Genomic DNA, 26,160 nt, shown 5'->3' on the forward strand with positions numbered 1-26,160 from the left:
GGTAGCGCAGGCATCCATGCCTCCATGACGTAGCTCGATGGCGGAAGGGATAATGTTTTTTGAAAAATATTTTCAATCCCCTGCCGCTGGAAAACCGGGATCAGCTGAGCAGCACGATGCCGCCTGGCAGGCTGGTCATTTGTGCGCCGTACAGGTCGCGTATCATCGCCAGCGCCCCATCGGTTTGCCCGATGGAAAAACGCATGCGCACCAGGCGGCGGCCCAGTTCGGCATTGCGCAGCACCACCCGGCCCGGACGGTAGCGGTTGATTTCATCGACCACCTCGGCCAGCGGCTTGCCGACAAACGACAGCGCGCCCGTGCGCCAGGCGCTCGCTTCACCCTTTGGTGCGGCCGTGGCTGCCTGCGCAACCTGATCGTCGTACACCAGTTGCTGCCCTGCATCGAGGGTCTGGCGCCGCTGCTGCCAGAGCACGTCCACGGCGCCCGCCAGGCAGGTAACGCACACGGCATCGTCCGTGTGGCGCACGTTGAAGCGGGCCGACTGCGCCAGCAAGCGCCCCGCTCCCGCCAGCACCGTCACGGGCTGGCGCGCGCCGCTGGCGAGGATTTCCGCCTCGCCAGCCAGCAATTCGATCGACTCCGGCGCCCGCACATTCATGCGCGTCTGCGTATTCATCTGCACCGTCATCTGCTGCGACAGGGCCACTTGCCGCTGCTCGCCCGTGCCCGTGCGGTAGTCGGCGGCGAATTCCTGCAGCGACGGCCAGGCGCCCAGCGGCGGGCGCAAGGCCAGCACGGCCACGCCGGCCGCCAGCGCACCGCCGAGGAAGGCACGCCGTCCGGGTCGCGCCGGGAACGCCAGCACGTTCGCCCGCTGTGGCGCGGCGGCGGCGCGGGTCAACGCAGGATCGAGCGCCTGCCACAGCTGTTGCAGTTCGCGCCAGGCGCGCGCATGTGCGGGGCTGCGCGCGCACCAGGCGCGCAAGGCGTCAGCGTCGGCCTGCGTGAAATCGTCGGCACGCAGCCGCGCCCACCAGGCTGCGGCTTGCTGGCCGATGTCAGCGTCGCCGTCGGCAGTATCGAAAGTGTCGCGTGGATCGCGGTCAGGAGCAGTCATGAGATTCATCAATATTTACGGCGGCCCGACACATCGCTGCGCTGGGCGGCATCGGCGTCGGCCATGCACGTTTTACAGTGTTGCATGGCGGCCTGCAATTCTTTCTTCACCATCGCCACGGAAATGCCGAAGCGCTCGGCGATTTCCCCGTTGAGCATGCCGTCGATGCGCGCCGCCGTCAGGATGGCGCGGCGGCGCGGCGACAGGCCCGCCAGCGCCACGTCGAGCGCCTGCACGTCGAGCCGCGCCGAGACGATGCGCGCCGGGTCGCTGATGTCGTCGCCAACCTCGTCAGCCATGTGCATCAGCTCTTCGCGTTCGCGCTCGGTGACGATGATGCGGTCGCGGCGGTAGGCATCGGTGGCGATATTGGCCGCCATGCGCAGCAGGTAGGCGTCGGGATTGTGGACGGGCGCGGCAGTCGGGCCCGGCGCCACCATCGCTTCGAGGCGCAGCCAGGTTTCCTGCAGCGCATCGGCCGCATGGTGCTTGCAGCCGACCACCCGTTCCAGGCGCCAGCGCAGCACGGCGTAGCGCGAACTGAGGTGGCGTTTCAGCTTGGTGCGCAGATCGGGCATGCTCATGGCGCAAGCCTTCCCGGCGCGCTGGCGGCGCAATCGACTTCGCTGCCAGGGCCTTGCGGCAGCAGCAGAATGGAGACCGGCTGCGGCATCGAGGGCAGCGGCGCCGCGCCCACGCGCATGCCCAGCACCAGGCGCGCAATGGCCGTGTCGCGCGCGCGCAAGCCGGTGCTGTCGAGCAGGTGCACGCGGTCCACCACCCCGGCGCGGTTCAGATACAGCTGCAGCGCCAGGCGGTAGCTACCGGGACGCGTCTGCGCCGCGCGGCACAGCAATCCCAGCAGCACGTGCTGCAAGCGGCTGACATAGGCCGCATGGTCGCCGCCGCCCTGCGTGGCGCCCGGTATGTCGGCGGCGGCCACGACGGCGGCCGGCGGCAAGTCCACTGTGCCTGAGGCACCCGCCGGGGCATACACGATGACGGCTTGCGCGTCGGACAGGCGCGATTGCAGGCCCGTTCCTTCCAGCAAGGCTTGCAGGGCCGCGCCCGCCGCATGGGGGCCGCGCACGGCGGCCGACTGGCGCTGCGCGTAGCGCTGGTCCATCAGCACGGCGATGCCCGTGCGGCGGCTGTAGAGATCCAGCGCGTCGCCGAGGTTTTGCGCAGCGATATCGAACTGCAGCACCGCGCCATCGGCCGGCTGGGCCCGCACGGGGCCGACCGCGGCCAGGAAACCCAGCAGTACCAGGTATCCCGCCAGCGCTAGCACATGAACGGATGCCGGGCTGCCTGTCATATCGCTATCGTGTCGCTATCGAGTGAGGGTGGAATATGCGGAGACGAAGTATTGCCAAGTGATAATGCTTGCATCAACTGCAATAGCCTACACATAAAAAATGACGGCTTCGTGACATGGCCACCGTGCGCAAATTTCGCCATGCGGGACGTCGGGCGCGGCTGTTATTTCGGCTACACTGGCTGTCACTTTCCCTTTCAGACGCCTGATGATCGAAAAGAATCTGCCCGAGCTGGTCATGCTGAAGCGCCTCATCGACGAGGGCGGCAGCCACCTGGAAGTGGCCGCGCCCTGCAGCATCGCCATGGATGGGCGCGCGTTTCCTGTGTACTCCATCGCCCTGGGCAATCCCGGCCCCGACGTGCCCGTGCTGGGCTTTTTCGGTGGCATCCACGGCCTCGAACGCATCGGCACGCAAGTACTGCTGTCCTTCCTGGAAAGCCTGATCGCGCGCCTGCGCTGGGATGCCACCCTGCACCAGCAGCTGGAAAGCATGCGCCTGGTGTTCATGCCGCTGGTCAATCCGGGCGGCATGTGGCAAGCCACGCGCTGCAATCCGCAGGGCGTGGACCTGATGCGCAACGCGCCGCTGAGCGCGCGCGAAAAAGTGCCGTTCATGCTGGGCGGACAGCGCTACAGCGCCCGCCTGCCCTGGTACCGCGGCGCGCCAGACGCGCCGATGCAGCTGGAAAGCCAGGCCGTATGCGACCTGGTCGAGCGCGAACTGCTGTCACGCCAGTTCAGCATCGCCCTCGATTGCCATTCCGGTTTCGGCTTGCGCGACCGCATCTGGTTTCCCCATGCGCATACCAAAGTGCCGATAGAACACCTGGCCGAGATCGGCGCGCTGGAAGAACTGTTCAACCAGAGCTATCCCAACCACAACTATGTGTTCGAGCCACAAAGCCGGCAATACCGCACGCATGGCGACCTGTGGGACTATCTGTACCTGAACGGCACCAGTTACAGCGGGCGTGTGTTCCTGCCGCTGACCCTGGAAATGGGCTCATGGCTATGGGTCAAGAAAAACCCGCGCCAGTTATTCAACCGGGTCAGCATTTTCAACCCCACGGCCGCGCACCGCTTGCAGCGCGTGCTGCGGCGGCATCTGGTCTGGTTCGATTTCCTCATGCGCGCCGCCAGTAGCCACGGCCGCTGGATGCCGGAAGGCTTGCTGCGCAAGGCGCAGCGCCGGCGCGCGCTCATGCAATGGTACGAGTCATGAAACCACACACCTGGATTTTATTGCGCGGCCTGATGCGCGAACAGCGCCACTGGGGCGAGTTTCCCGCCAGCCTGGCGTGCGCCCTGCCCGGCGCCAGCATCGTCACGCCCGACTTGCCCGGCAATGGCAGGCGCCACGCGCAGGACAGCGCCACCCGCATGGCCGCCATGGTGGAAGACTGCCGCCAGGAACTGCTGACGCGGGGCATCCCCGCACCGTACCACCTGCTGGCCCTGTCGCTGGGCGGCATGGTGGCCGTGGAATGGGCGAGCCGCTACCCGCAGGAAATCGCCCGCTGCGTGCTGCTCAACACCAGCATGCGGCCCTACAGTCCGTTTTACCGGCGCCTGCGCTGGCAGAACTACGGCGCCCTGCTGCGCCAGCTGCTGCTGGGTGACCCAGGCAGCCAGGAAGCGCTGATTTTGCGCCTGACCAGCCGCCGGCATGCTGGCGGCAACCCCACTCTATTGGCCGACTGGCTCAGTTACCAGCAGGAATACCCGGTGAGCCGGCGCAATGCGCTGCGCCAGTTGCTGTCGGCCGCCCGCTACCGCGCTCCCCTCATTCGCCCGGCCATGCCCGTGCTGGTGATGGCCGGCGCGTGCGATCAACTGGTCGACCACCGCTGCTCGCAGCGCCTGGCGCGCGCCTGGCAGGCGGATTGCCTGATCCACCGCGACGCGGGCCACGACCTGCCACTCGACGAGGGGGAATGGGTGGCGCAATCGGTGGCGCGCTGGCTGGGGGTGGCAGCGGCAGAGGATGGCAAGACCTCAACGACACAATCAATATGCCTGTAACCAAGCTGACAGACCATACCGGCATCGGCGAGGATGGCCGCCGCAGAGAAGGCCGCGCGCTGCCTCGCCGCCCCACTCACGGCACCGCCTCGCCGAGCTGCGCCAGCAAATGCTGAAAAGCGGGCACGTCGAATCCCGCACGCCACACCAGCAAGGTGTCAATTTGCCCGATGGACAGGGTTATCAAGCTGGCCGGCGCCTCGGACAACGCCAGCACGCTGGCCGGCAGCAGGGTCACGCAGGCGCCGGCCGCCACGCAGGCGATCATGGTGTGATACGAACTCATCTCCTGCACCCGCCACTGCGTGCTGCCAGCCACGCCCAGCACCTCTTCGGCGATAGCGCGGTAGGTGCAGCCCGGCGGAAACGCCGCCAGCGAGCGCGTGCGCACATCCACTGGGCGGTGCGCCTGCCCTTCGCTGGCTGGCAGCAGCAAACACAATTCCTCGCGCCATACGGCGGTCGATGCCAGGCCCAGCTCCGCCAAGGCGGCGCTGCCGCCGAATGATGGCGGCAAGGCGACGAAAGCGCAGTCGAGCAAGCCCGTGCGCACGTCTTCGATCAGGGGACGCGACGGCCCCGTGCTCAGCGCCAGGCGCGTCGCCGGATAGCGGGCATGATACGCGGCCAGCAATGCCGGCAAGCGGCTGGCCGCCGTGCTTTCCATGCTGCCGACGCGCAAGGTGCCGCCTTCGCGCCCGCCCGTGACGACATGCCTGGCCTCTTCCGCCAGCGCCAGCAAACGCTGCGCATACTCGAGAAAGCGCTCGCCCGCCACCGTCAGCGCCATGCGTTTATTGGTGCGCACGAACAGTTCGGCGCCGATATCGGCTTCCAGTTGCTGGATGCGCGTGGTGACGCTGGACGGCGCGCGGCCCAGCCGCGCTGCGGCCTGGGTGACGCTCAGCTCAGTGGCCACGGCACAAAAAGTCGTCAATGACTCCAGATCCATAACGTTCTTTAATTTGAAATGATTATGATATTATATTCTCAAAAGAAGAATCATATATAGCAGCCCAACTTCATGAAGGAAACATCATGACTTCAATCCAGCCCTTCCTCGACCGCCTCGGCTTGCAATTTCCCATCATCCAGGCGCCGATGGCGGGCGTCTCCACGCCGCGCCTGGCCGCCGCCGTCTCAAACGCGGGCGGCCTGGGCTCCCTGGGCATCGGCGCCGGCAGCGTGGCGCAGGCGCGCCAGATGATTGAAGACACGCGCGCGCTGACAACGGGGCCATTCAATATCAATGTGTTCTGCCATGCGCCAGCAACAAGGAATGCGCGACGCGAAGCCGCCTGGCTGGCCCATCTGGCGCCCCTGTTTGCGGAGCTGGGCGCGGCCGTTCCCGTGGAACTCGATGAGATATATCAAAGTTTTCTCGGTGACGAAGCGGCATTCGCCCTGTTGCTGGAACAGCGCCCGGCCGTCGTCAGCTTTCATTTCGGCTTGCCGACGCAGCAGCAGATTGCCACCCTGCGCCAGGCCGGCATCTACACCATGGCCACGGCCACCAATCTGCGCGAAGCGGCCCTGATCGAGCAGGCCGGGGTCGACGCCATCGTGGCGCAGGGCGTGGAAGCGGGCGGCCATCGCGGCGTCTTCGACCCGCAAGCGCCGGACGAGCGCCACGGCACGTCAGTACTGCTGCGCCTGCTGGCGGGCCGCACCACCCTGCCCCTCATCGCCGCCGGCGGCATCATGGATGGCCTAGGCATCCGCGCCGCGCTGGACCTGGGCGCCGTGGCCGCCCAGCTGGGCACGGCGTTCGTGCTATGCCCGGAATCGTCGGCCAATGCAGGTTACCGCGCCAACCTGAAAAGCGAGCGGGCGGCAAGCACGCGCCTGACCAGCGTGCTCTCGGGCCGCCTGGCGCGCGGCATGCTGAACCGTCTGATCGAACACGGCGAAGCGCCGGGCAGCCCGCCACCGGCCGACTATCCCGTCGCCTACGATGCCGCCAAGCAATTGAACGCGCTGGCCAGCCAGCACGGCGACAGCGAATTCGCCGCGCAATGGGCCGGCCAGGGCGCGCCGCTGGCGCGGGAAATGGGGGCGGAGGAACTGGTGTTGACCCTGGCCAGGGAAATGGCGCACTGATTTGAGCATGCCAGTCAGAGAGATATCTGGCTCGACGCTGCGACCGCAGTGTACTCAGGTGGCTGCCTTGAATTGCATGCCGGGCGCATCTTCCGGTCGCGAGGAAAATCCCAGTTTTTCGTAGAATAGCGACTTGCCTTTGGCGCTGAAAAGCTGAATATCTGCAATGCCAGCGTCGCGACAATCGTCAAGAATGGAACTGAGCAAAGCCGCTCCGATTCCCTGCTGTTGAAATTCGGGGTGAACAATCATCTCGGTGACAAACGCGTGCAAGCGGCCATCTGAAATGACACGCACAAAACCAACAAGCTGGCCGCCAAAGTAGGCGGACCGCGAACACCAGGAGCCGTCAAGTGCATCTTGATAGAACGCGGTGCCGCGTGATATTGGCCCCCAGCCAGTCGAGTCGTACAGTGCCTTGAACGCCTCGGCGCATGGCTGATCGGATGTAAAGTTAATAGTCATCGGCTAAATTGTATATGGCAATGTAAGGTGATAATTTCGCCGCCTGACCATTCAGCGGTAGCCCGGCAATCGTCAGGCAAGTCGTGGCGCATTGCGTGCCTGCATCTGCGACGATGGCCCTAGATTAGCTGCGACCCAGGTTGTGCAACAGATCGTCGACGTTGCAAAAATAGTATTTTGGCTACCATCGATTGTTATCTTGTCCATCAATTTCCCGATACGCGGATCCTGTCGCTCGAAGTGGTTGCGGAACTGAATACAACCGTATTGCCTGTAAATAGTTTCTGCTGCAATTGGAAAATCGCAGATCAAAGTTTCACCTGTGAAATTTCAGTGTGTAAACGACTATCCCTTCCACCTCGGATCGAACCAACCGGTTTCAGTATTCATTTCTCATTTTTATGGAACTTGCTTTGGCTACTCATCGATTTTATATATGCAGAGACTTCAGGATTCGTTCCATATGCACCAGGAGTAAATTTTAAGTTATTCTGACGATCGAAGTCAAAGTAATACTTGAAAGATTCTATTTCAGCGGAGAAATCCAAAGCTTCAAGTGATTGATGAGTCGTGCCTCTCTTGAGTGGAAGATGCTCTAACAGTTCAAATTCAACGAGCAAACTCTTGAATTTCCCATTGTGATCCGCTACGTTTCGCTGACAATTTAAAAATAGCAGTGCAAGTTCGTAAGCAGACAGCTGCGAACGCACGATAGCTGAGTACTCTTGAGCGCGGAATTTTGATAGTACTGGGCCCTGATTACGTTTAATCAATCGAAGAATTTGGTAGAGGTTCCTGAAATAATGGCCCAGAACATAGTTGTGTTGGTCTTGTAGCACATCTTTATAAGTTTCGACGATGCTAGATTCTCGCTTTTTCGCCTGGACTTTAAGCGCCTCTAAAATCTGATTGAATACTGCACGTCCTTCGGCCATTTCTGGAGGCGTCCATCCCGCAGGCTGAATTTTAAAGGTGAGTTTACCTGGCACAGCAGGCGCAACCGTTTCAAGTGATATGGGGTTGAACCTCAGCTGAGCGACGATTTGATTATGCAACTCCAGCATATTAAAGAGTGTTGTCTCGAAGGCTTGCAGGCGTGTAGCTCGCATACTAATACGTTGATAAATGATAGTTATCGCCAATCCGATAAATGTACCAAATGTAAGGATTGGGTTAAGCACGCCCCCGAAAAAATCACCGAACGTCCCATAATTAAATTGTGTCGCGCCGTTTTGGCCAGCATTTCCGGCGCCAGCCTCTGCATTTGGTTGAACTGCTCCTGTTGCATGCCCCCTATAGTCGATCACAAGAAGGACTACCACAATAGAGGCAACGATTAACACCACTGCGGCCAGAGCATTAATCAATTTTTTTGTGCCGACGTCGAGTTCTTCTTTGTCGCCATCAGTGAAAAGTTGGTAAAAAATTTTCATCATGATTTTATTTTTATTTGTACAGAAATCGAGCCATCATTAATTTTTAGAGCAGTCGTCAAAAAAAAGAATATTTTCATGCCTTATGCGCACGTTATAGAATCATTTTTATGTCGTACTACGTATCGCCGTTGGCAATCCAAGCTTTGAAGGTTGAATGGCTACCATTTCCTGTGTGGCGCGCACGAAATCCATAGTCCAGTTCGTTTCCCATGTTCTTCCCTGGTCCTTCGAAAAAGCTTGATCCCAACGGGGATTTTCCCCAGGTGTGGCAGTCCAGGTAAAGCGTACTTTTATTGCCTGACCATCGAGTATGTCATCCGCGAAAAATATGCCGACATGATTGGAGAATGCTCCAACGACAGGGACGTCAAGCGTCGTCGGCTTGCGTGCATCGAGCCACCAGATCGACCATGTGCCTGATTTCATACAAAACGAGCGCAGTGCAAGGGCGCGGAAGCTGCCTTCGGGGAAGTAGAGAACGTTGTCCTCCAGGTTGCCAAAGCCACCCAGTGTCTTGACGGTCGAAGAGAGCCCGTCAAACTCCGTCCACTCGTTGCAATTGGTGAATCTGGAATTGAGCCGTCGATGTTTTACCAGCCAATCGCCAATGATGAAATCAAAGTCTAGCGGGGCGTTTTTCTCGACGGGCAAGTGCATTGACGGTTTCCTGGATTTAATTTAACGCAATGCTCGAGCTGATTTTTCATTGCCGACATGACTCAAGAGCGGCCGTGGAGGATAGCAAATTGCCGGTAAGAAAAATGCATGCATTGTCACACTTGTGAAAATATCCACTGCTGGCCGCCTGCCGCCAGCACCTGCAATCGCCCCGCTACGGCAGCCTGTGCCGGAAAGTCGGCTCGATATTGCGCGCATGCAGCCAGCGCACGATGTCTTCCAGGCTGGCGTCCTGCAACAGCAAGCCTGGTGCAGTAGCGGGAGATGAAACAGGCGATACAGTCATGGAAACAGGCGCGGGCGCAGGCTGCGCCAGCCCCGCATGTCCCTGCAACTTCGCCAGCGCTTGCGCGAACTGGGCCGGGTTGATGCTGCGCAAACTTTCCAGGAAGCCCAGCTGGGCGGCGGGCGGTGGCGGCATGTCCAGGCCCGGTTCGTCGACGAAGGCGGCGCCCATGCTGGGGTGGATGAAGGCGGCCCACTTGCCCGACAGCTGCAGGCATGGCGGTAGCGCCACCTGCTCCACGTCAGCGGGCGGCGCTGCAGCGAGGATGTCGGTCGAGGCGGGTAAAAAGGTGGAGCGCAGCAGCTGCACGAACTGGCGCGCCTGGGCGACGGGCACGGGCGTGGCCAGCGACAGCCATAATTGAAACGCCGTGCCCGAAATGCTGACGGCGGGCGCCGGCAAGTCCAGCTCGTGCTGCACGGCATTGGCGATCGCGCACAGCGCGCTCCAGTGCGCTTCTCCGCCGCCCTTGCCGCCAAACTCCAGCACCAGCACGCGCGTCAAGCCGCTCCCGGTCACGAGTTGCACCGCCACCGTCTGCTCGCCCGACAGATGGCGCGCCAGCACGGCCGGCGTCAAAGGCTGCGCGCCGCCCTGCGCATCGACGTATTGCTGCTGTTCCTCGAACAGGTACAGGCGGGTGAGTTCGGAAATCAGTTTATGCATGGACGGCCTCGTAATGACGTTGGGCAAGACTTGCCAACGTGCCCAGATTATAGCCGAGCGCTGGTGTCCATCCCGGCCACGGACACGAGCGCCGCCAGCCCCAGCGAACTGCCCGGCCGGCGCGTCAAACGCGGCACGAACAGGAGCAGCGCCAGGATAGGTTGTGCGGCGCGGCGTGCGCGCAGGATGAAGGCCGCCTGATCCGCGTGCTGGAATGGCAAAACCACATTGCGTCCGCGCTGCACAAATCGTTCAGTCCCCTGTTCGATTCCCGCATCGACGCCGCCACCAAAGCACTACTCATTGAGCAACTGGGCAAGAAATACAAGTGGGTCGACAGCCGCCTGGAAGGCCAGGCCTGCCTGACCGGCAACACATTCACGGTGGCCGATGTCTACCTGTTCGTCATCACGGGCTGGGCGCCGCGCGTAGGTGTGGATTTGTTCGCGCTGGCGCATGTGCAGGCCTTCCCGGGCAGAATTGCCCAGCGCGACAGCATCAAGGCGGCATTGGAAGCGGAAGGTCTGGCCAAGGTCGGGTGAACGACGTGTCGCGGACCACCCCGCTCTGTGCGAAAATGCCCGCCTTCGCCATTGCCGGACTTTACTCATGCCGCACGCAGCCATAGCTCCCCTTTCCGCACGCGACGCCCGGCGCATCGCGCGCCATGCCCTGGCGGCCGACGCAGCACGCTTCCTGCATCCGGCCCAGCAGGCACTGCTGCACCGGCGCGGCTGGCTGACGATGCTGGCGCCGCGCAGCGCGGGTGGCGCCGAGCTGCCTTTGCCGCACGTGGTGCGCCTGGAAGAAGCCGTGGCCGCCATCGATGGCAGCATGGGATGGGTGCTGACCCTGTGCGCGGGCGCCGGCTGGTTCGCGGGCTTTATCGCGCACGACATGGCGCGCGCCATCATCGGCACGCCGCGCGTCTGCCTGGGCGGCAGCGGCGCGGCCACCGGCTACGCCGAGGAAGAAGGCGACGGCTACCGCATCACGGGCAGCTGGGACTACGCCAGCGGCGCGCCGATGGCGACCCACTTCACCTTGAACGCCCGGCTGCAACGCGGTGGCCAGCCCCTGCTCGATGGGGACGGCAAGCCGCGCATCCGCGCCTTCCTCGTGCCCGCCGCCCTGGTGCAGCTGGTGCCGTCCTGGAACAGCATCGGCATGCGCGCCAGCGCCTCGCACAGCTACCGCATCGACAGCCAGTGGCTCAGCAAGGAACACGGTTTCACCATCGATGCGTCCGCCGCGACGGCCGACGGCCCCCTGTACCGCTACCCTTTCTATTCACTGGCTTACGTGACCCTGGCGGCCAACGTGGCCGGCATGGCCAGCCATTTCATGCAACTGGCCGAAGAATGCATGCGCCACCGCCGGCATGCGCGCGCCGACTTGCCCCTGCTGGGGGTGCCGGAAGTGGCATCCATGCTGCAAGGCAAGAAAGACGCATTTATCGCCGCCCGCGCCCGCTTTTATGCCGTGCTGGACGACAGCTGGGCGCAGGTAGCCGCTGGCGCGGCGCTCAATGAAGATGCCATGCAAGCCGTGCAAGAGCGTTCGCTGGAGCTGGTCGCCGTATGCCGCGCAGCTGTCGATGCACTGTACCCCTACTGCGGCCTGTACGCGGCACGCGAAGACAGCAGCATCAACCGGGTCTGGCGCGATTTCCACACGGCCAGCCAGCATGCATTGCTGCTGCCGTGACATTGCCGACCTCGGCAATGCCGCGCAACAGCTTTCCCCCGGGCAGGCGCATGGCTGAAAAGGCAGGCGGACGCCATGCGGGCCGGATTGCCTGATAATATGGGGGCATTGTTACTTCTCGCTCCCCTACCCATGCACGTCAACACGCTCAGCAGCCTGGCGCAACTTTTGGCCAGCGCCGAAACGGAAACCCTGGCCTTTCCCACCAGCATTAATACGGCCCTGCTCCTGCAAAAGGAACTGGCCAACCCGGATTGCCACTCGGCCGACATCAGCCGGCTGCTGCTGTGCGAACCGACCTTGTCGGCGCGCGCCGTGGCGCTGGCCAATTCGGCCATGTTCGCATCCGGCCAGACGCCTGCCATCACCAGCGTGCGCGCCGCCGTCGAGCGGCTGGGCCACCGCAACCTGTATGCGCTGGCGACGGCGGCCGTCATCCGCCAGCTGAACGCGGGCATCCGCGACGAAGCCTTGCGCGCCCGCGCCACCCAGCTGTGGGCGCACACCGTGCATGTGGCGGCGCTGGCGCAGGCGCTGGCAGGCAGCGTCACGCAGACGGATGCCGATACGGCACTGTTTGCCGGCATCGTGCATGAAGTGGCCGGCTTTTATATGCTGGCCCAGGCCGACAAGACCCCGGGCCTGTACGCCCAGCTGGAAACGCAGATGGCATCCACCTTGGAAGTGATCGGCCGTGCGCTGATGCGCCAGCTGGGCGTGCCGCCGCCCGTCGCCGATGCCGTCAATGCCTTGCCCGGCTCGACCATCATGCTGCCGCCGGAAGGCTTGCGCGACACCCTGCTGCTGGCCAAGGCGCTGGCGCCCATCCCTTCGCCGCTGCCGCAGGCCAGCGTCACCGTCAGCGCGCAGTTGCAGGCCTACCTGGAACACGATCCCGTGCTGCAGGCGCTGCGCACGCAGCCGTCGGCCGATACGAAGGGCCTGATCGAGGTCCTGCTCAGCTGATGGCCGATCTGCTATGATGGCGCAGGCCGGGATGGACCCGGCCCGCTTTCATCGACGTCCACTGGAAAACTGCCTTGACTACCTCATTACGCATGCTCGGCCTGGCCGCAGCTCTGACCATGGCGTGCAACGCCAACGCCGACAGCTTCGTTTCCTCGGCCTCCAGCGCCGGCTCCCAGTCGAGCGGCAGCATTTCCGATTCGCTCAACGGTTCAAGTAACAGCTCTTCGCGCGACAACAAGGTGGCCAATGGCCCCTACCGCATCATCGACGTGGCCGCCGTGCCGGGCCGCGACGGCATGACGCGTTTGACCATGCAAGCCGACGCCACGGCAACGCCGCTGGTGCTGGACTTGCCGCAAGTGGCGCTCGACAAGCAGCAGCTGGCGCAGGGCGACATGGTGCATGCGCAAAACCGCGCCTATGGCATCGAATTCTCGCGCAACGACACGCGCGCCGCCTTCTTCCTCGTGCTGGCCGACGACTGGTACGGCGAAATGGCCACGCGTCCCGTCAGCCTTTGATTTTGCGCAAACTGGCGCCGCTGCTGGCCGGCTGCGCCGCGCTCGTCCTGGCCGGCGCGGCCCAGGCGGGCACTTCCCTCGCCTCTTCGCGCTTTTGCGACCGCGCACAGGAACTCACGGCCACCGAGCAGGATCGCCTGTTGCGCTTTGCCGCCGTGGTGCGCGAAGAACTGGCCACCAGCGAAGGCAGCGTGGCCCTGATCAGCCGCTCGGGCCTGGACCTGGCCCGCTTCGGCATCCGCTATTCGCACGCGGCACTGGCCTGGCGCCACGACAACGACAGCGGCTGGTCCGCGCGCCAGCTGTACTACGCCTGCGACGAAGGCCGTCCGCGCATCTTCGATCAGGGCACGGCCGGTTTCGCCATGGGCACGGAAAATCCATCGCTCGGCTACATCTCGCTCGTGAAACTGCCGGCCGAAACCGTGCCGCCCCTGCGCCGCGCCCTGCTCGACCCCGTGCGCGTGCAGCAATTGCTGGCGGGCCGCTACAGCGCCAATGCCTATGCATTCAGCCTGAAATACCAGAATTGCAATCAGTGGGTGGTGGAATTGCTGGCCTCGGCCTGGGGTGAACTGGCAGCAGGCAGCGACTTGCGCGCCCGCGCCCAGGACTGGCTGCGCGCCGCCCAATATGCGCCCGCCCCCGTCAACGTGGGTGCGCGCTGGCTGATGCTCGGTTCGATCTTCGTGCCGCTCGTGCACATGGACGACCACCCGCAGGAAGCCATCGGCACGATGCAACTGGCAGTGAGCCTGCCGGCCAGCCTGGAAGCGTTCGCGCGCCAGCGCCTGCCCGCCAGCGAACGCGTGGAAATCTGCCACGACGGCAAGCAAGTGGTGGTGCACCGGGGCTGGGAACCGATCGCCGACGGCTGTATTCCTGGCGCAAACGACCGTGTCATCGCCCTCGACGACGGCGTGCCCCAGTCCCGATAAGCGCCGCTTCGACCTGATCGAGCAGGCGCGATGAGTCGACGCCCTGCTGCATCTGGCGGGCTACCTCGCCGCACGCCAGCTTGACCTCGGGCGCGGCGAGCAGGCGCGCCAGCTGCCGCCGCAGGCGCCCGGCCGACAAACGCCTGGCCAGCAAGACATCCCCCACGCCGAGCCGTTTGATCCTCCAGCCATTGTCGAACTGGTCGTAGGCAAACGGCACGATCAGTTGCGGAATGCCCGCGCGGAAGGCGTCCGCGCTGGTGCCGATGCCGCCATGATGCACCACGGCCGCCACGCGCGGCAACAGCGCCGCAAACGGCACGTGCGCCTGCCACATGACGTTCGGGGGCAAATGCTGTGGCAATTGCGCCGCATGGGGCGTGAGGAACAGGCCACGCCGCCCCAGCCGCTGCAAGACGTCCAGGGCGATGCTGAAATAGCGCTGCGCGTGCTGGTGCCCGGTACCGGGCGTAAACACGATGGGCGGCTCGCCCTCGCCCAGAAAGCGTACCAGCTCCGGCGGTAACGCCGCAGCGCCATGCATGGCGGCGCCGGGGAAATCGGCTTGCACAAAATGCGGCGGCCAGTCCGCCTGAGGAGCGGCGAACCAGGCGGGAAACAGCCCCAGCGACGTGTCTGGCGCGGCCAGCATGTGTGCAAAAAAATGCGACTCCGACGGCAAGCCGTGCTGCGCGCGCGCACCGTTCAGGCCAGGCAGCATCAGCGGGTCGATCATGCTGCGGTGGATCAGCCGCCACAGGGCCTCGCGCCAGGCCAGCGGCACCCAGGCGGGAATGCGCAGCGAGCCGGCCGCCAGGAAATCATGGCTGCTGCACAGGTTCGATGGCGCGAGATACGCCGCGACGATGCGCAGGTCCGGCCGCGCGGATCTGGCCAAGGCCGCCATCGGCACGAGGATGGGGTGGCACAGCACCACGCAATCTTCACCGTCCGGCAAGCCTTGCACGACATCGCGCAAGGCATCCAGGTGTGGCACGAGGCCATTCCACACCACGCCCCAGCCCTTGCGCTCATCCCACAGGCCAGGGTCGCCCAGCATGGCCTGGCCCTCTTCCGCGCTGCCAAAGGTTTGATACGGCAGCCTTGAGGCTTGCGCGGCCGCTTCCTGCCAGCCCGGCACCAGCAGCAGCACGCGCCGGCCCCGTTGCTGCAAGCCCTGCGCCAGCGCGATAAACGGTTGCATGTCGCCGCCGGTGCCGCTGCTGGCGACGATGACGAGCGGGGATGTCGGCAGGCTGTCATCAGCCATGCTGCCAACCTTGCCTGGCGGCGGTCTGCAATGGGCGGTCAGACAAGAGCGAGGGGCACATGGGCATCTTTCCTAGTTGAAACACCCAATGATCGTAAACGATTAACGTTATCATCTCAATAATTATACGGCGCGCGCGCTCACAAAAGGCCCTCGGACGTCACCACATGCACGCCCGGCGCGGCGGCAATCGCCGCTTCCAGCAAGGCGCTGGCGATGCGCGGCGCGGGATTGATGCGCCAGCGGCGCGGCAGCACGGGGTCCAGCAGGCGCAGGATGCGCAAGGCGGCGCCCTCGCCCGCCCGCGCCACGTCGCGCTCGCCGCCGATCAGGCCCGGCCGCACGTGCGTGAGCGATGCAAAGCCCAGCGCTTCCAGGTCGCGTTCCAGCTCTCCCTTGACGCGGTTGTAGAAGAAGCGCGAGGCGGCATTGGCGCCGGCGGCGGAATTGAGCGCATACGTGCGCGTGCCGGCCGCCAGCGCCAGGCGCGCTGCGGCCAGCGCCAGGCGCGCTGCGGCCAGCGGATAATCGTGGTCGACCCGCCGGAACGCTTGCCGCGTGCCGGCCACCTTCATGGTCGTGCCCAGGGTGCAGATGACGGCGTCCGCCTGCCACCAGGACGCGTCCGCCGGCAAGCGGTCGAAGTCGACGATGGGCGCTTCCAGTTTCGGATGCGCGGGCAAGGGCTTGCGCGCCGGTGCCACGACCGTGCTGACGCGAGCGTCGGCGAGCGCCAGGCGCAGCACTTCGCGGCCCACCAGGCCGGTGGCGCCCACGAGCAGTAATTTCATGGCTTTCCCGTTAAAGTTGCTGTCAGCCACTACGATACACGGAACTCAGGACAGGCGCAGCGCCAGCGCGGCCAACTGGCGCGGAAGGTGGCGGCCACGGCGTGGCGGGCACCATGCGCCGCAGCCTGCGTATGTCAGCAATATTTCCGTAACACTGGAATTATTGAATCAAAGCAAAGCTGCGGCGCATTTTCTTACTTGAACGCGATGGCGATATCCACCAGTCCCACCGTCCCGTTGCCGATGGCGGACGCCGCCGGCGTGGCCGCGCCGCCACTCAGCACGGCCACACCCGTCGCCAGGTCGATGCGGTACAGCGAACTGGGACCGCCGGCCGCCGTGCGCAGGGCCGCCAGCGCCAGCCCGTTGGCGCCGCCCGCGATATCGAAGCCCACGTCGCCCGCCACGGCCACGCCGAACGCGCCCACCGCACCCACATTCACCAGGGTGCCGTCATTCGGCGGATTTTGCAGGGCGAGACTGGCGCTGGCCGTGTCGATATCGAACAGCATGGTCGACGTGGTGCCCGCAAAGCTGTTGGTGTAGGCCGCCGCCGTCACGGCCGGCGTCGCGCCTGCCCGGTTGACGGCGCCATCGGTGGTGGTGGCGCCCGTGTCGACATTGATGCGCAGGCTTTGGCCCGTGTTGCCGATCACGCGCAGGCGGTCAGCGACGGGGTTGAAATCCACGCCGAAAGCCGTGCCGGCAATCGCCGTGTACGGTGCGGTGACGTCCGCCGCGTCGGCCGCCAAGGTCGCCTTGACGCTGACGGCGCCCGTGACCGGGTCGATGGTGACGAGGCGCGCCGCCGAAGAAATGCCGTACAGCAAGCCATCCTTGGGACGGATGTCAAAGCCCAGCAGGCGTTCGCCCGCCGCCAGGCCCGTGACGGCCACGTTGGCGTCCAGGGTGTTCGGCGTGGCCGTCTTGAAGGTAACCACGCGGCCATCATCCGTCAAGCCGTAGGCGACGGGCGCGGCCGGCGGCGTCAAGGCGATGCCGCGCAGTTCTTCCGTCACGCCGATGGCCGCCACCAGGGTCGCCGGCGCCGTGGCTGCCGCCAGGTTCAGGGTGTACAGGTTGCGCACGCCGGCCACCGTCATGACGGCGTAGCCCGTATTCGTGCGCGCATCGATGTCGAAGCCGGCCACGCTGGTGGCCGCCACGCCCAGCGGCACGGCACTGGCCAGGGTGCCGTTATTCGGCGGATTTTGCGTATACAGGGTGGCGTTGGCTCCATCGATGACGAACAGGGTGGTGCTGGCCGTGCCGGCGAAGCTGTTGGTATAGGCGGCGGCCGTGATGGCGGTGCTGGCCACGCCGCCGTTGATGCTGCCATCCGTCGTGGTCGCGCCCGTATCGACATTGATGCGCAGGCTTTGCCCCGTGTTGCTGACGATGCGCAAGCGGTCGGCGACGGGGTTGAAATCAACGCCAAATTCCGTGCCGGCCAGCGCCGTGTAGGGCGCCGTGGTGTCGGCCGCATCGGCCGCCAGGGTGGCTTTCAGGGTGGCCGCCCCCGTTACGCCATTCAGGGTATAGATGCGCCCCGTGCTGCCGACACCATATAGCTGGCCATCGGCGGGACGGACATCGATGCCCAGCAGGTTTTCGCCGGCCTGCAGGCCCGTGACGGCGGCCGTGGTGCGGATGGTGGCTGGCGTGGCGCGGTCGAACGACAGCAGCTTGTTGCTGGCGGTGAGCACGAAGACGTCGCCGGCCACCACCACGGGCGGCGGTGGCGTGACAATGGCATCATCATGGTCATCGCCGCCGCAAGCGGCGAGCGACATGGCGACAGCGGAAACAAGCAGCAGCTTGGCGAATGGCAAAGTTGGCAAGGTTGATAATATCGGCATGATCGTGGCCCCTGAAAGAGTGAGTGGAAGTGCCGCCCGTGCCGCCGTTGCGGCGAGCGCACCCCTGTACTACGCGCCATGCGCGCGTTTGGATGCAACGGCGTAAAAAAAAAGTGTCCCCCCGCTGCCGTTGGCGTTTATCTTTAAGCAACTTGACCGGTATATGGTCGCAGCTACGATGAAAACTGGGGGCAGGAAAGTGGCGCGCATCCATCAGACCGGCAACATGGACGAAGCCGACATGCGGGTAGCCATCGTGCAGCACGGCAACGCAGACTTGCTCATGCCCGGCGTGGCCGGCCGCAGCCTGCCGCAGGGCGGCGGCGGCCGGGGAGCAGTATTGCGCCGCCGTCATCGGCTACCCTTCCAGCCCTCCTCCCAGCGCCTTGTACAGGGCCACGGCCGACTTGAACTGCTCGCGCCGCACGTCGAGCAGGGTTTGCTGGGCCGCATACGACTGGCGCTGTGCGTCGAGCAATTCCAGGCGGCTGTCCTGGCCCGCGTCATAGCGCAGCTGCGACAGGCGCTGGCGTTGCCGCGCCGCTGCCACCACGCGTTCTTGCGCGGCGATCTGCTGCGCATACGTGGCGCTGCCCGCCAAACCGTCGCGCACGTCGCGGAACGCCGCCTGGATCGCCTGTTCGTATTGCAGCACGGCCACGTCCTTGCGCAGGCGCGACAACTGCAATTCCGCGCGCAACTGGCCGCCCTGGAACAGGGGCTGCGTCACTTGCGGCGCAAACGACCAGCCGCGCGCGCTGCCACGGAACAGATCACCGAGCTCCGGGCTGGCAAAACCCAGCGACGCCGTCAGCGACAGACGGGGAAAGAAGGCGGCGCGGGCGGCGCCGATTTCCGCATTCGCCGCCACCAGCGCGTATTCCGCTTGCAGGATGTCGGGACGGCGCGCCAGCAAGTCCGACGGCAGGCCGGGCGGCAGCTGCGTCAGCACGGGCTGGCCATCGAGCGGCCGGCCCGCCGGCAAGTCCGCTGGCAGCGGCGCGCCCAGCAGCAATTCCAGGTTGTTGCGCGCCAAGGTGCTGGCCCGCTCACGCGCCTGCACATCCGCTTCCGCCGTGGCCGCCTGCCCTTCGGCCTGCGCCACGTCCAGGCCACTGCCCTGCTGCGCGCCGTGCAGGCGCTGCGTCAGGATCAAAGCCTGGCGCCAGTCAAGCAAGGTGTGGCGGGCCAGCGCCAGCTGTTCCTCGGCCAGCCGCTGTTCCAGGTAGGCATCGGCCACGGCCCCGATCAGGGCCATGTGCGCGGCGCGCTGGCCCTGCTGCGTGGCCAGGTAGCGGGCAAACGCGGCGTCCGACAGGGAGCGCAGGCGGCCGAACAGGTCGATCTCGAACGCGCTCATGGCGATGCCGGCAGTGAACTGATTCTGCGTCACCCCATCGGCGCCGCGCTGGCGCACCCCGCCCGCATTCGCGCCGATGGCCGGAGTGCGGCCCGCATCCTGGATCTGGTACTGGGCCCGCACGGCTTCCACGTTGAGGGACGCCACGCGCAAGTCGCGGTTGTTTTCCAGTGCGATACCGACCAGGCGCTGCAGACGCGCATCGAGCAGCATCTGGCGCCAGCCCAGGTCGGCTGCAGTATTGGCCGAGGCTGGCGCGGCGACCTCGGCATAGGCAGCAGGGATAGGCGGCGCCGGCTTGACCAGCGGCGGCGTCAAGGAACAGGCCGACAAAGCCAGCGCGGCCAGCGGCGTGATAAAAATCAAACGCATTACAACTCTCCTTCCACTGCCTTGACGGCGATGTGATTACTGCGTTTGTTGAAGTACCTGCCCATCTTGTCGACGGCGCCCAGCACCACGACAAAGAACACTGGCACGAAAAACACGGCCAGCACGGTGGCGGTGATCATGCCGCCGAACACGCCCGTGCCGATCGCATGCTGCGTCTCGGCGCTGGCGCCCGTGGCCAGCATCAGTGGCACCACGCCCAGCGCGAAGGCCAAGGACGTCATCAGGATCGGGCGCAGGCGCAACCTGGCCGCTTCCACCGACGCCTCGACCAGCCCACGCCCTTGCGCCTGCAACTGGCGCGCATATTCGACGATCAGAATGGCATTCTTCGCCGACAGGCCGATGATCGTGATCATGCCCACCTTGAAGAACACATCGTTCGGCATGCCGCGCAGCATCACGGCCAGCACGGCGCCCAGCAAACCCAGCGGCACCACCAGCATGACGGAGACGGGAATGCTCCAGCTTTCATACAGGGCCGCCAGCACGAGGAACACCACCAGCATCGACAGCGCCATCAGCATGGGCGCTTGCGACGCCGATTCCTTCTCTTGCAGCGACTGCCCCGTCCACGCCAGCGCGAAGCCGGGTGGCAATTGCTTCACCAGCCGTTCCATTTCCAGCATGGCGTCGCCGCTCGACACGCCGGGCGCCGCGCTGCCCGAAATGCGCGCTGCCGGATAACCCTGGTAGCGCACCAGTTGCAGCGGCGACTCGCTCCACACGGGGCGCACCAGCTCGCCCAAGGCCACCATGCCGCCCGCGTTATTGCGGATGCGCAAGGCCAGCACGTCGTTGAGCTGCATGCGCGACGGCGCATCGGCCTGGATGATTACCTGCTGCATGCGGCCAGCATTCGGGAAATCGTTGACATAAGTCGACCCCATGGCCGCCGTCAGCATGTCGGCAATGGCCGTAAATGACACGCCCAGGGCCTCGGCCTTGGTGCGGTCGATATCGAGGCGCACGCTGGCGCCGGGCGGCAAGCCGTCCGGATACACGCCCGCCACCTTGCTGCTTTGCGCGGCCAGGCCCAGCAACTGGTTCTGCGCCGCCTGCAGGGCAGCGATGCCCTGGTTGGCGCGGTCTTGCAGGCGCATGGAAAAGCCGGACGAATTGCCCAGTTCATCGATGGCCGGCGGCATCAGGCTCATGATCACGCCCTCCTTCGCCTGCGACATGGCTTCCTGCGCCAGCGCCACCTCTTCCTGCGCCGTGGCGCCGTTGCGCTCTTTCCAGTCCTTCAGCATGGTGAACGCCAGGCCCGCGTTCGGCCCCGCGCCGGAAAAACTGAAGCCGAGGATCGATTGATTTACTTCAATGCCGGGCCGCGTGGCCACGTGCTGCTCGTACAGTTTGACGACATCGAGCGTGCGCTCCATGGTCGCGTCGGACGGCAACTGGATCGAAGTAATGAAGTAGCCTTGGTCTTCTTCCGGCAAAAAGGCCGAAGGCAGCTGCATGAAGGCCACGCCCAGCGCCGCGACGATGGCGACGTACACGACCATCGAACGGCCGGCGCGTTTCAGCATCGCCACCACGCCCTTTTCATAACGGGCCGTCATGCGCTCGAACTGGCGGTCGAACCAAAGGAAGAATCCCTTTTTATCGTGGTCGTGCGGGCCGATGGGTTTGAGCATGGTGGCGCACAGGGCCGGCGTCAGGGTGAGTGCCAAAAAGGCCGAGAACAAAATCGACACGGCCATGGCCAGGGTGAACTGGCGGTAGATGGCGCCCACGGAACCGCTGGCCAGGGCCATGGGGATGAACACGGCCGTCAGCACCAGGGTGATGCCGACCACCGCACCGGTGATTTCTCGCATCGCTTTCGACGTCGCTTCCTTCGGCGACAAGCCTTCGGTGGCCATCAGGCGCTCCACCGCTTCCACCACGACGATGGCATCGTCGACGATGATGCCGATGGCCAGCACCATGCCGAACATGGTCAGCACGTTGATGGAATAGCCGGCCAGCAGCATGACCGTGAAGGTGCCCATCAGGGCAATCGGCGCGACGATCGCGGGAATCAGGGTGTAGCGTATCTTTTGCAGGAACAGGTACATGACGAGGAAGACCAGTACCATGGCTTCCAACAGGGTGACGATGACCTTTTCAATCGATATCTTCACGAACGGCGCCGTGTCGAACGGCACCGAATACTTGATCCCGGCCGGCATGGTGTGCGCCAGTTCGGCCATGCGCGCGCGCACGGCGGCCGCCGTCTGCACGGCGTTGGCGCCCGGCGACAGCATGATGGCGGCGCCCGACGCGGCTTGCCCGTTTTCGCGGATGCTGAAATTGAAGCTTTGCGCGCCCAAGGATACGCGCGCCACGTCGCCAATCGTCACTTTCGAGCCATCCGCATTCGCGCGCAGCACGATGGCGGCAAATTCGGCCGGCGTTTGCAGCTGGCCCTGTACCGTCAGCGGAATCGTGACGCGCTGGCCTTCGACGGCGGGCGAGTCTCCCAAGCGGCCCGGGGCGATCTGCGCATTTTGCTGCGCGATGGCGGCCGTCAGCTCGCCCATGGCGATGTTGTACGACACCAGCTTGGCCGGGTCGACCCAGATGCGCATGGCCCGCTCGGAGCCAAACAGCTGCACCTTGCCCACGCCGGAGATGCGGCGCAGTTCTTCCGTCACGTTGCGCGCCAGGTAGTCGCCCAGCGCCACTTCATCATGCTGGCCATTCTCGGAGATCAAACTGACGATCATCAAAAAGCCCGACGACGCCGATTCCACCGTCAAGCCATTTTGCCGCACGGCTTGCGGCAGGCGCGGTTCGATGGCTTTCAGGCGGTTTTGCACATCCACCTGCGCCATTTCAGGATCGGTGCCGGGCTGGAAGGTGACGCTGATCGAGGCCGAGCCCGAGGTATCGGTGGATGACTCGAAATACAGCAGGTGCTTGACGCCCGACAGTTCGCGTTCGATCAGGCCCACCACGGAATCGTTCATGGTTTGCGGTGTGGCGCCAGGGTAGTTGGCGCTGATGCTGACGCTGGGCGGTGCGACGGAAGGAAAGCGCGCAATCGGCAATTGCGGTATGGCGATCAGTCCGAACAGGACGATGAAGACCGCCACCACCCACGCAAAGACGGGGCGGTTGATGAAAAATTGAGGCATGTGCTTACACTTTCAATAAGTACGGATCAGCGCACGGCGCTGACGACGGGCGCAGTGGCTACGACGGCGCGCTTCCACGGTTGCGGCGCGGCGGTGGCGCCCGGCTGCAAGCGTTCCTGGCCTTCGATGACGACGGTGTCGCCGGCCGTCAAGCCGCCGTTGACCACATATTGGTGCTCGATCACGTCGCCCACGGCAATCGGTTTCAGGCTGGCTTTGTGCGTGCCATCGAGTATCCAGGCCTGCGCCTGGCCATCGCTGCTGCGCAGGACGGCCTGCTGCGGCACGAGCACGCCATTTTCCTGCACGGCGCGGGCGATGCGGGCGCGCACGAACATGCCCGGCAGCAATTGGCGCTGCGGATTGTCGACCAGCACGCGGATGACGGCGTCGCCCGTGCCCGCATCGACGCTGATGCCCGAGAACAGGATGCGCCCCGTGACGGGATGCGGCTGGCCATCCGCGCCCAGGATGGTCACGGGCAGCTTGTCCGCGCCACCGGTGCTATCCGAACCTGCGGCTCGCAACGCGGCCAGCGCGGCGGCCGGCTGGCGCACGTCGACGTACACCTTGTCGATCTGCTGGATGCGCGCCATCGGCGCCGCGTCGGCCTGGCCCACGAGCGCGCCTTCCGTCACCAGTTCTGAGCCGATGCGCCCGGCAATCGGCGCCTCGATGCTGGCAAAGGCCAGGTCCAGGCGACGGCGCGCCAGGCTGGCCCGCGCCTGCGCCACGGTGGCCACGGCTTGCTCGCGCTGGGCCACGGCATCGTCATACGCCTGGCGGCTGATGGCGTCCGCCTCCACCAGCGGTTTCAAACGCTCGGCCTGGTTGCTGGCGCGGTTCGCCGTGGCCACCGCATGCTGCAGGGCGGCGGCGGCCGAATCGACTTCCGCCTGGAACGGCGCGGGGTTGAGCTGGAACAGCTTCTGCCCCGCTTTCACTTCGGCGCCCTGCTCGAACTGGCGGCGCAGCACGATGCCGCCCACCTGCGGGCGTATGTCGGCCGTGCGGAAGGCCGCCACCCTGCCCGGCAATTCGTCGCTGAGGACGACAGGGGCCGCTTGCAGCTTGAGCACCATCACAGCGGCGGGCGGCGCACTAGCTTCTTCTGGCGCGGGCTTGGAACAGGCGGCAAGGCTGAGCAGTGCCGCGGCGATCAATATGTTTTTCTTGGTGAGGTGGTTCGGATGCATGGTCTTTCTCTATGGCGGATCCCAACCGGCGGTCCGGTCGACAGATAAGCGCAGCATAAAAGCCTTGCGTGGATGTTCCGTCAAAGAAATGTGGAGATTCGATGGAGAGAGCGAAGAATGCTAGACTCCTGCATGAACTATCATCACAGCGCCAGTCAGCCCTCCTTCCTTGCCACCACGCCGCCTTCCGCCCTCGTCCTGATCGCCGAAGATGAACCGCAAATCGCCCGCATCCTCGCCGGTTACCTGGAGCGCGACGGCTACCGCACGGCCTTCGCGCACGATGGCCAGGAAGCGCTGCAGCAGCACCTGGCCATCGCGCCGGACCTGCTGCTGCTCGACGTGCAAATGCCCCGTGTCGATGGCTGGGGCGTGCTGGCCGAAGTGCGGCGGCGCGGCGAGACGCCCGTCATCATGCTGACGGCGCGCGACCAGGATGCGGACAAGCTGGCCGCCCTGCGCGTGGGGGCCGACGATTACATCATCAAGCCCTTCAATCCAGCCGAAGTGGTGGCGCGCGTGGCGGCCGTGCTGCGCCGCTCGCGCGTGCGCCACCACCCGGTGGGGGGCCAGCGCCTGCGCTGCGGACCCATCGAAATCGACCAGGAAACGTATGTGGCCAGCGTGCTGCGCGACGGCGCGCCCCAGCCCCTCATGCTCAGCCTGACGCTGACGGAATTTCGCCTGCTGGCCCACCTGGCGCGCACGCCGCGCCGCGTCTGCAGCCGCCTGGAATTGCTGGAATCGTGCATGCCCGAGAGCAATTCAATGGAACGCACGGTGGACAGCCACGTCAGCAAGCTGCGCAAGAAGCTGGAGGAAGCGGGCGTGATGAACATGCCGGCCAGCCTGCGCGGCGTGGGCTACCGCCTGGAAAGCGACGCCTGATGCGCTTCACGGGCCTGAACCGGCAGATCGTACTGTCGATGTCCGTGCTGATGGTGTGCAGCATCCTGATCATCTGGATCGGTTCCTGGACCTTCTTCGCCATCGCCTTCAAGATCGACCCCGGCATGCTGTCCGAGCCCGACGATTGGTCGCCCAGCACCGTCGAATGGCTGTGGATCTTCGCCATCACCATCTTCGGCCTGGCCCTGGCCGCCTTTTTCGCCATCAGGCTGGCCGCGCGCATATTGAAACCAATCAATTCCGTGATGGACAGCGTGCGCCGCGTGGCGCATGGCGACCTGTCGGCGCGCGCTTTCGCCGGCGACCGCAGCCTGGGCGAGACGGCCATGCTGGTCGACGATTTCAACAGCATGGCCGAGCGCCTGCAGCGGGGAGCCAAGGAAAGCGAAACGTGGAATGCGGCCATCGCGCACGAACTGCGCACACCCGTGACCATCTTGCGCGGCACCTTGCAAGGCGTCGTCGATGGCGTCTTCAAGCCCGAGGAAGTGCCGTTTTCCAGCCTGCTGGCGCAAGTCGAGGACCTGGGCCGCCTGATCGAGGACTTGCGCACCCTGAGCCTGGCCGACAGCGGCCACATGCAGCTGCGCATGGCCTGGACGGACCTGACCCTGGAAATCGAGGAAGTGGGCCACCTGCTGGCGCAGGAAATGGAAGCGGCCGGATTTACTCTGCAATTGCACCTGTCCGACCATCCCGTCTGCTGCGACGCGGCGCGCATCCGCCAAATCGTGCTGGCCCTGCTCGACAACGCGCGCCGCTATGCGCATCCGGGCCTGCTGCGCGTGCGCACCCGCGTGCAAGCCGGCCAGTACTATCTGAGCGTCGAGGATGCGGGCCCCGGCATTGCCGAGGAACTGGCGCCGCGTGTGTTCGAAGCGTTCCGCCGCGGCGACAGCGCCAGGGTCGACCTGAACGCGGGCAGCGGCCTGGGTCTGGCCGTGGTCGAAGCCATCGCCCGCGCGCATGGCGGCAGCGCGGTCTGCACGCGCGGCAAGGCGGGCGGCAGTTTGTTTACCATCAAGTGGCCTGCGGACCACGCCATGCCGCAGACCACGGCCTGATCA

24 protein-coding genes are annotated in these 26,160 nt (G+C 64.8%); 10 read left to right on the plus strand and 14 right to left on the minus strand.

Features of this window, described 5'->3' with window-relative positions; translation table 11 throughout:
- Positions 1-100: 100 nt before the first annotated feature.
- Genes ACQ4WS_RS00730 through ACQ4WS_RS00740 form a run of 3 tightly spaced genes read right to left on the minus strand, consistent with a single transcriptional unit; the run spans position 101 to position 2,399 of the window.
- A complete protein-coding gene (locus ACQ4WS_RS00730; protein ID WP_436472762.1) occupies positions 101-1,081 on the minus strand; it encodes a FecR family protein in 981 nt (326 codons plus the stop codon).
- Between the two features lie 8 nt (positions 1,082-1,089).
- Positions 1,090-1,665: an RNA polymerase sigma factor gene (locus ACQ4WS_RS00735; protein ID WP_436472764.1), complete on the minus strand. Its 576-nt coding sequence runs from the start codon at positions 1,663-1,665 to the stop codon at positions 1,090-1,092.
- Complete coding sequence (locus ACQ4WS_RS00740; RefSeq protein WP_436472766.1) at positions 1,662-2,399, minus strand: hypothetical protein; 738 nt, start codon at positions 2,397-2,399, stop codon at positions 1,662-1,664. The genes ACQ4WS_RS00735 and ACQ4WS_RS00740 overlap by 4 nt, the downstream gene beginning before the upstream one ends.
- Positions 2,400-2,607: 208 nt before the next feature.
- On the opposite strand from ACQ4WS_RS00740, the gene ACQ4WS_RS00745 reads away from it, so the two are divergent.
- Entirely contained in the window at positions 2,608-3,624 is a 1,017-nt protein-coding gene (locus ACQ4WS_RS00745) for a M14 family zinc carboxypeptidase (RefSeq protein ID WP_436472768.1), read from the plus strand.
- A complete protein-coding gene (locus ACQ4WS_RS00750; RefSeq protein ID WP_436472769.1) occupies positions 3,621-4,424 on the plus strand; it encodes an alpha/beta fold hydrolase in 804 nt (267 codons plus the stop codon). Before ACQ4WS_RS00745 ends, ACQ4WS_RS00750 begins: the two co-directional genes overlap by 4 nt.
- A gap of 76 nt (positions 4,425-4,500) precedes the next feature.
- On the opposite strand, the gene ACQ4WS_RS00755 is transcribed toward ACQ4WS_RS00750, so the two are convergent.
- The gene (locus ACQ4WS_RS00755) at positions 4,501-5,376 is read right to left on the minus strand and encodes a LysR family transcriptional regulator (protein ID WP_436472771.1); all 876 of its coding nucleotides are present in this window, start codon (positions 5,374-5,376) and stop codon (positions 4,501-4,503) included.
- 86 nt (positions 5,377-5,462) lie between these two features.
- Here ACQ4WS_RS00755 and ACQ4WS_RS00760 point away from each other — a divergent pair, with 86 nt between their 5' ends.
- Positions 5,463-6,524 (plus strand): NAD(P)H-dependent flavin oxidoreductase, encoded by a 1,062-nt coding sequence (locus ACQ4WS_RS00760; RefSeq protein ID WP_436472773.1) that lies wholly within the window; start codon positions 5,463-5,465, stop codon positions 6,522-6,524.
- A 54-nt stretch (positions 6,525-6,578) separates the two neighbouring features.
- Here ACQ4WS_RS00760 and ACQ4WS_RS00765 read toward each other — a convergent pair whose 3' ends face one another.
- The 4 genes from ACQ4WS_RS00765 to ACQ4WS_RS00780 all read right to left on the minus strand — a co-directional run bounded on the left by ACQ4WS_RS00765 (position 6,579) and on the right by ACQ4WS_RS00780 (position 10,055).
- On the minus strand, positions 6,579-6,989 hold the full coding sequence (locus ACQ4WS_RS00765) for a GNAT family N-acetyltransferase (RefSeq protein WP_436472775.1): 411 nt from the start codon (positions 6,987-6,989) through the stop codon (positions 6,579-6,581).
- Between the two features lie 386 nt (positions 6,990-7,375).
- Entirely contained in the window at positions 7,376-8,425 is a 1,050-nt protein-coding gene (locus tag ACQ4WS_RS00770; RefSeq protein ID WP_436472777.1) for a putative phage abortive infection protein, read from the minus strand.
- A 105-nt stretch (positions 8,426-8,530) separates the two neighbouring features.
- On the minus strand, positions 8,531-9,082 hold the full coding sequence (locus ACQ4WS_RS00775) for a DUF1579 domain-containing protein (RefSeq protein WP_436472779.1): 552 nt from the start codon (positions 9,080-9,082) through the stop codon (positions 8,531-8,533).
- Between the two features lie 175 nt (positions 9,083-9,257).
- On the minus strand, positions 9,258-10,055 hold the full coding sequence (locus tag ACQ4WS_RS00780) for a TOTE conflict system archaeo-eukaryotic primase domain-containing protein (RefSeq protein WP_436472780.1): 798 nt from the start codon (positions 10,053-10,055) through the stop codon (positions 9,258-9,260).
- Positions 10,056-10,216: 161 nt separating this feature from the next.
- Here ACQ4WS_RS00780 and ACQ4WS_RS00785 point away from each other — a divergent pair, with 161 nt between their 5' ends.
- The 5 genes from ACQ4WS_RS00785 (at position 10,217) to ACQ4WS_RS00805 (ending at position 14,190) form a co-directional block, all read left to right on the plus strand.
- A complete protein-coding gene (locus tag ACQ4WS_RS00785; RefSeq protein ID WP_436472782.1) occupies positions 10,217-10,597 on the plus strand; it encodes a glutathione binding-like protein in 381 nt (126 codons plus the stop codon).
- Between the two features lie 67 nt (positions 10,598-10,664).
- Positions 10,665-11,762 (plus strand): acyl-CoA dehydrogenase family protein, encoded by a 1,098-nt coding sequence (locus tag ACQ4WS_RS00790; RefSeq protein ID WP_436472784.1) that lies wholly within the window; start codon positions 10,665-10,667, stop codon positions 11,760-11,762.
- Positions 11,763-11,894: 132 nt separating this feature from the next.
- The gene (locus ACQ4WS_RS00795; protein WP_436472786.1) at positions 11,895-12,728 is read left to right on the plus strand and encodes an HDOD domain-containing protein; all 834 of its coding nucleotides are present in this window, start codon (positions 11,895-11,897) and stop codon (positions 12,726-12,728) included.
- Positions 12,729-12,820: 92 nt separating this feature from the next.
- Entirely contained in the window at positions 12,821-13,252 is a 432-nt protein-coding gene (locus tag ACQ4WS_RS00800) for a hypothetical protein (protein ID WP_436473162.1), read from the plus strand.
- Positions 13,249-14,190, plus strand: a complete 942-nt coding sequence (locus ACQ4WS_RS00805; RefSeq protein ID WP_436472787.1) for a DUF2145 domain-containing protein — start codon at positions 13,249-13,251, stop codon at positions 14,188-14,190. Before ACQ4WS_RS00800 ends, ACQ4WS_RS00805 begins: the two co-directional genes overlap by 4 nt.
- Here the strand turns inward: ACQ4WS_RS00805 and ACQ4WS_RS00810 are convergent.
- From ACQ4WS_RS00810 to ACQ4WS_RS00835, 6 genes are all read right to left on the minus strand, one after another.
- The gene (locus tag ACQ4WS_RS00810) at positions 14,153-15,460 is read right to left on the minus strand and encodes a nucleotide disphospho-sugar-binding domain-containing protein (RefSeq protein ID WP_436472789.1); all 1,308 of its coding nucleotides are present in this window, start codon (positions 15,458-15,460) and stop codon (positions 14,153-14,155) included. The genes ACQ4WS_RS00805 and ACQ4WS_RS00810 overlap by 38 nt on opposite strands.
- A gap of 140 nt (positions 15,461-15,600) precedes the next feature.
- Positions 15,601-16,251 (minus strand): Rossmann-fold NAD(P)-binding domain-containing protein, encoded by a 651-nt coding sequence (locus tag ACQ4WS_RS00815; RefSeq protein ID WP_436472791.1) that lies wholly within the window; start codon positions 16,249-16,251, stop codon positions 15,601-15,603.
- A 194-nt stretch (positions 16,252-16,445) separates the two neighbouring features.
- Positions 16,446-18,110 carry a DUF4394 domain-containing protein gene (locus ACQ4WS_RS00820; protein WP_436472793.1) on the minus strand — a complete coding sequence of 555 codons (1,665 nt, stop codon included), beginning with the start codon at positions 18,108-18,110 and terminating at the stop codon, positions 16,446-16,448.
- Positions 18,111-18,468: 358 nt separating this feature from the next.
- Positions 18,469-19,842 (minus strand): efflux transporter outer membrane subunit, encoded by a 1,374-nt coding sequence (locus ACQ4WS_RS00825; RefSeq protein ID WP_436472794.1) that lies wholly within the window; start codon positions 19,840-19,842, stop codon positions 18,469-18,471.
- Positions 19,842-22,988 carry a multidrug efflux RND transporter permease subunit gene (locus ACQ4WS_RS00830; RefSeq protein WP_436472795.1) on the minus strand — a complete coding sequence of 1,049 codons (3,147 nt, stop codon included), beginning with the start codon at positions 22,986-22,988 and terminating at the stop codon, positions 19,842-19,844. The genes ACQ4WS_RS00825 and ACQ4WS_RS00830 overlap by 1 nt, the downstream gene beginning before the upstream one ends.
- A 26-nt stretch (positions 22,989-23,014) precedes the next feature.
- Positions 23,015-24,184 carry an efflux RND transporter periplasmic adaptor subunit gene (locus ACQ4WS_RS00835; protein WP_436472796.1) on the minus strand — a complete coding sequence of 390 codons (1,170 nt, stop codon included), beginning with the start codon at positions 24,182-24,184 and terminating at the stop codon, positions 23,015-23,017.
- A 132-nt stretch (positions 24,185-24,316) separates the two neighbouring features.
- Between ACQ4WS_RS00835 and ACQ4WS_RS00840 the strand changes: the two genes are divergently transcribed.
- Together ACQ4WS_RS00840 and ACQ4WS_RS00845 are read left to right on the plus strand one after the other, a co-directional pair.
- Entirely contained in the window at positions 24,317-25,072 is a 756-nt protein-coding gene (locus ACQ4WS_RS00840; RefSeq protein ID WP_436472797.1) for a response regulator, read from the plus strand.
- Positions 25,072-26,157, plus strand: a complete 1,086-nt coding sequence (locus ACQ4WS_RS00845) for an ATP-binding protein (protein ID WP_436472799.1) — start codon at positions 25,072-25,074, stop codon at positions 26,155-26,157. Before ACQ4WS_RS00840 ends, ACQ4WS_RS00845 begins: the two co-directional genes overlap by 1 nt.
- Positions 26,158-26,160 lie beyond the last annotated feature (3 nt).

It is taken from the genome of Janthinobacterium leeuwenhoeki (assembly GCF_051380795.1).
GTDB lineage: Bacteria > Pseudomonadota > Gammaproteobacteria > Burkholderiales > Burkholderiaceae_D > Janthinobacterium.

Excerpts from the sequence above, each read along its gene's own strand:
- ACQ4WS_RS00730 (WP_436472762.1), bottom strand. The coding sequence starts at position 1,081 with ATGACTGCTCCTGACCGCGATCCACGCGACACTTTCGATACTGCCGAC.
- ACQ4WS_RS00735 (WP_436472764.1), bottom strand. The coding sequence starts at position 1,665 with ATGAGCATGCCCGATCTGCGCACCAAGCTGAAACGCCACCTCAGTTCG.
- ACQ4WS_RS00740 (WP_436472766.1), bottom strand. The coding sequence starts at position 2,399 with ATGACAGGCAGCCCGGCATCCGTTCATGTGCTAGCGCTGGCGGGATAC.
- ACQ4WS_RS00745 (WP_436472768.1), top strand. The coding sequence starts at position 2,608 with ATGATCGAAAAGAATCTGCCCGAGCTGGTCATGCTGAAGCGCCTCATC.
- ACQ4WS_RS00750 (WP_436472769.1), top strand. The coding sequence starts at position 3,621 with ATGAAACCACACACCTGGATTTTATTGCGCGGCCTGATGCGCGAACAG.
- ACQ4WS_RS00755 (WP_436472771.1), bottom strand. The coding sequence starts at position 5,376 with ATGGATCTGGAGTCATTGACGACTTTTTGTGCCGTGGCCACTGAGCTG.
- ACQ4WS_RS00760 (WP_436472773.1), top strand. The coding sequence starts at position 5,463 with ATGACTTCAATCCAGCCCTTCCTCGACCGCCTCGGCTTGCAATTTCCC.
- ACQ4WS_RS00765 (WP_436472775.1), bottom strand. The coding sequence starts at position 6,989 with ATGACTATTAACTTTACATCCGATCAGCCATGCGCCGAGGCGTTCAAG.
- ACQ4WS_RS00770 (WP_436472777.1), bottom strand. The coding sequence starts at position 8,425 with ATGATGAAAATTTTTTACCAACTTTTCACTGATGGCGACAAAGAAGAA.
- ACQ4WS_RS00775 (WP_436472779.1), bottom strand. The coding sequence starts at position 9,082 with ATGCACTTGCCCGTCGAGAAAAACGCCCCGCTAGACTTTGATTTCATC.
- ACQ4WS_RS00780 (WP_436472780.1), bottom strand. The coding sequence starts at position 10,055 with ATGCATAAACTGATTTCCGAACTCACCCGCCTGTACCTGTTCGAGGAA.
- ACQ4WS_RS00790 (WP_436472784.1), top strand. The coding sequence starts at position 10,665 with ATGCCGCACGCAGCCATAGCTCCCCTTTCCGCACGCGACGCCCGGCGC.
- ACQ4WS_RS00795 (WP_436472786.1), top strand. The coding sequence starts at position 11,895 with ATGCACGTCAACACGCTCAGCAGCCTGGCGCAACTTTTGGCCAGCGCC.
- ACQ4WS_RS00800 (WP_436473162.1), top strand. The coding sequence starts at position 12,821 with ATGCTCGGCCTGGCCGCAGCTCTGACCATGGCGTGCAACGCCAACGCC.
- ACQ4WS_RS00810 (WP_436472789.1), bottom strand. The coding sequence starts at position 15,460 with ATGGCTGATGACAGCCTGCCGACATCCCCGCTCGTCATCGTCGCCAGC.
- ACQ4WS_RS00815 (WP_436472791.1), bottom strand. The coding sequence starts at position 16,251 with ATGAAATTACTGCTCGTGGGCGCCACCGGCCTGGTGGGCCGCGAAGTG.
- ACQ4WS_RS00820 (WP_436472793.1), bottom strand. The coding sequence starts at position 18,110 with ATGCCGATATTATCAACCTTGCCAACTTTGCCATTCGCCAAGCTGCTG.
- ACQ4WS_RS00825 (WP_436472794.1), bottom strand. The coding sequence starts at position 19,842 with ATGCGTTTGATTTTTATCACGCCGCTGGCCGCGCTGGCTTTGTCGGCC.
- ACQ4WS_RS00830 (WP_436472795.1), bottom strand. The coding sequence starts at position 22,988 with ATGCCTCAATTTTTCATCAACCGCCCCGTCTTTGCGTGGGTGGTGGCG.
- ACQ4WS_RS00835 (WP_436472796.1), bottom strand. The coding sequence starts at position 24,184 with ATGCATCCGAACCACCTCACCAAGAAAAACATATTGATCGCCGCGGCA.
- ACQ4WS_RS00840 (WP_436472797.1), top strand. The coding sequence starts at position 24,317 with ATGAACTATCATCACAGCGCCAGTCAGCCCTCCTTCCTTGCCACCACG.
- ACQ4WS_RS00845 (WP_436472799.1), top strand. The coding sequence starts at position 25,072 with ATGCGCTTCACGGGCCTGAACCGGCAGATCGTACTGTCGATGTCCGTG.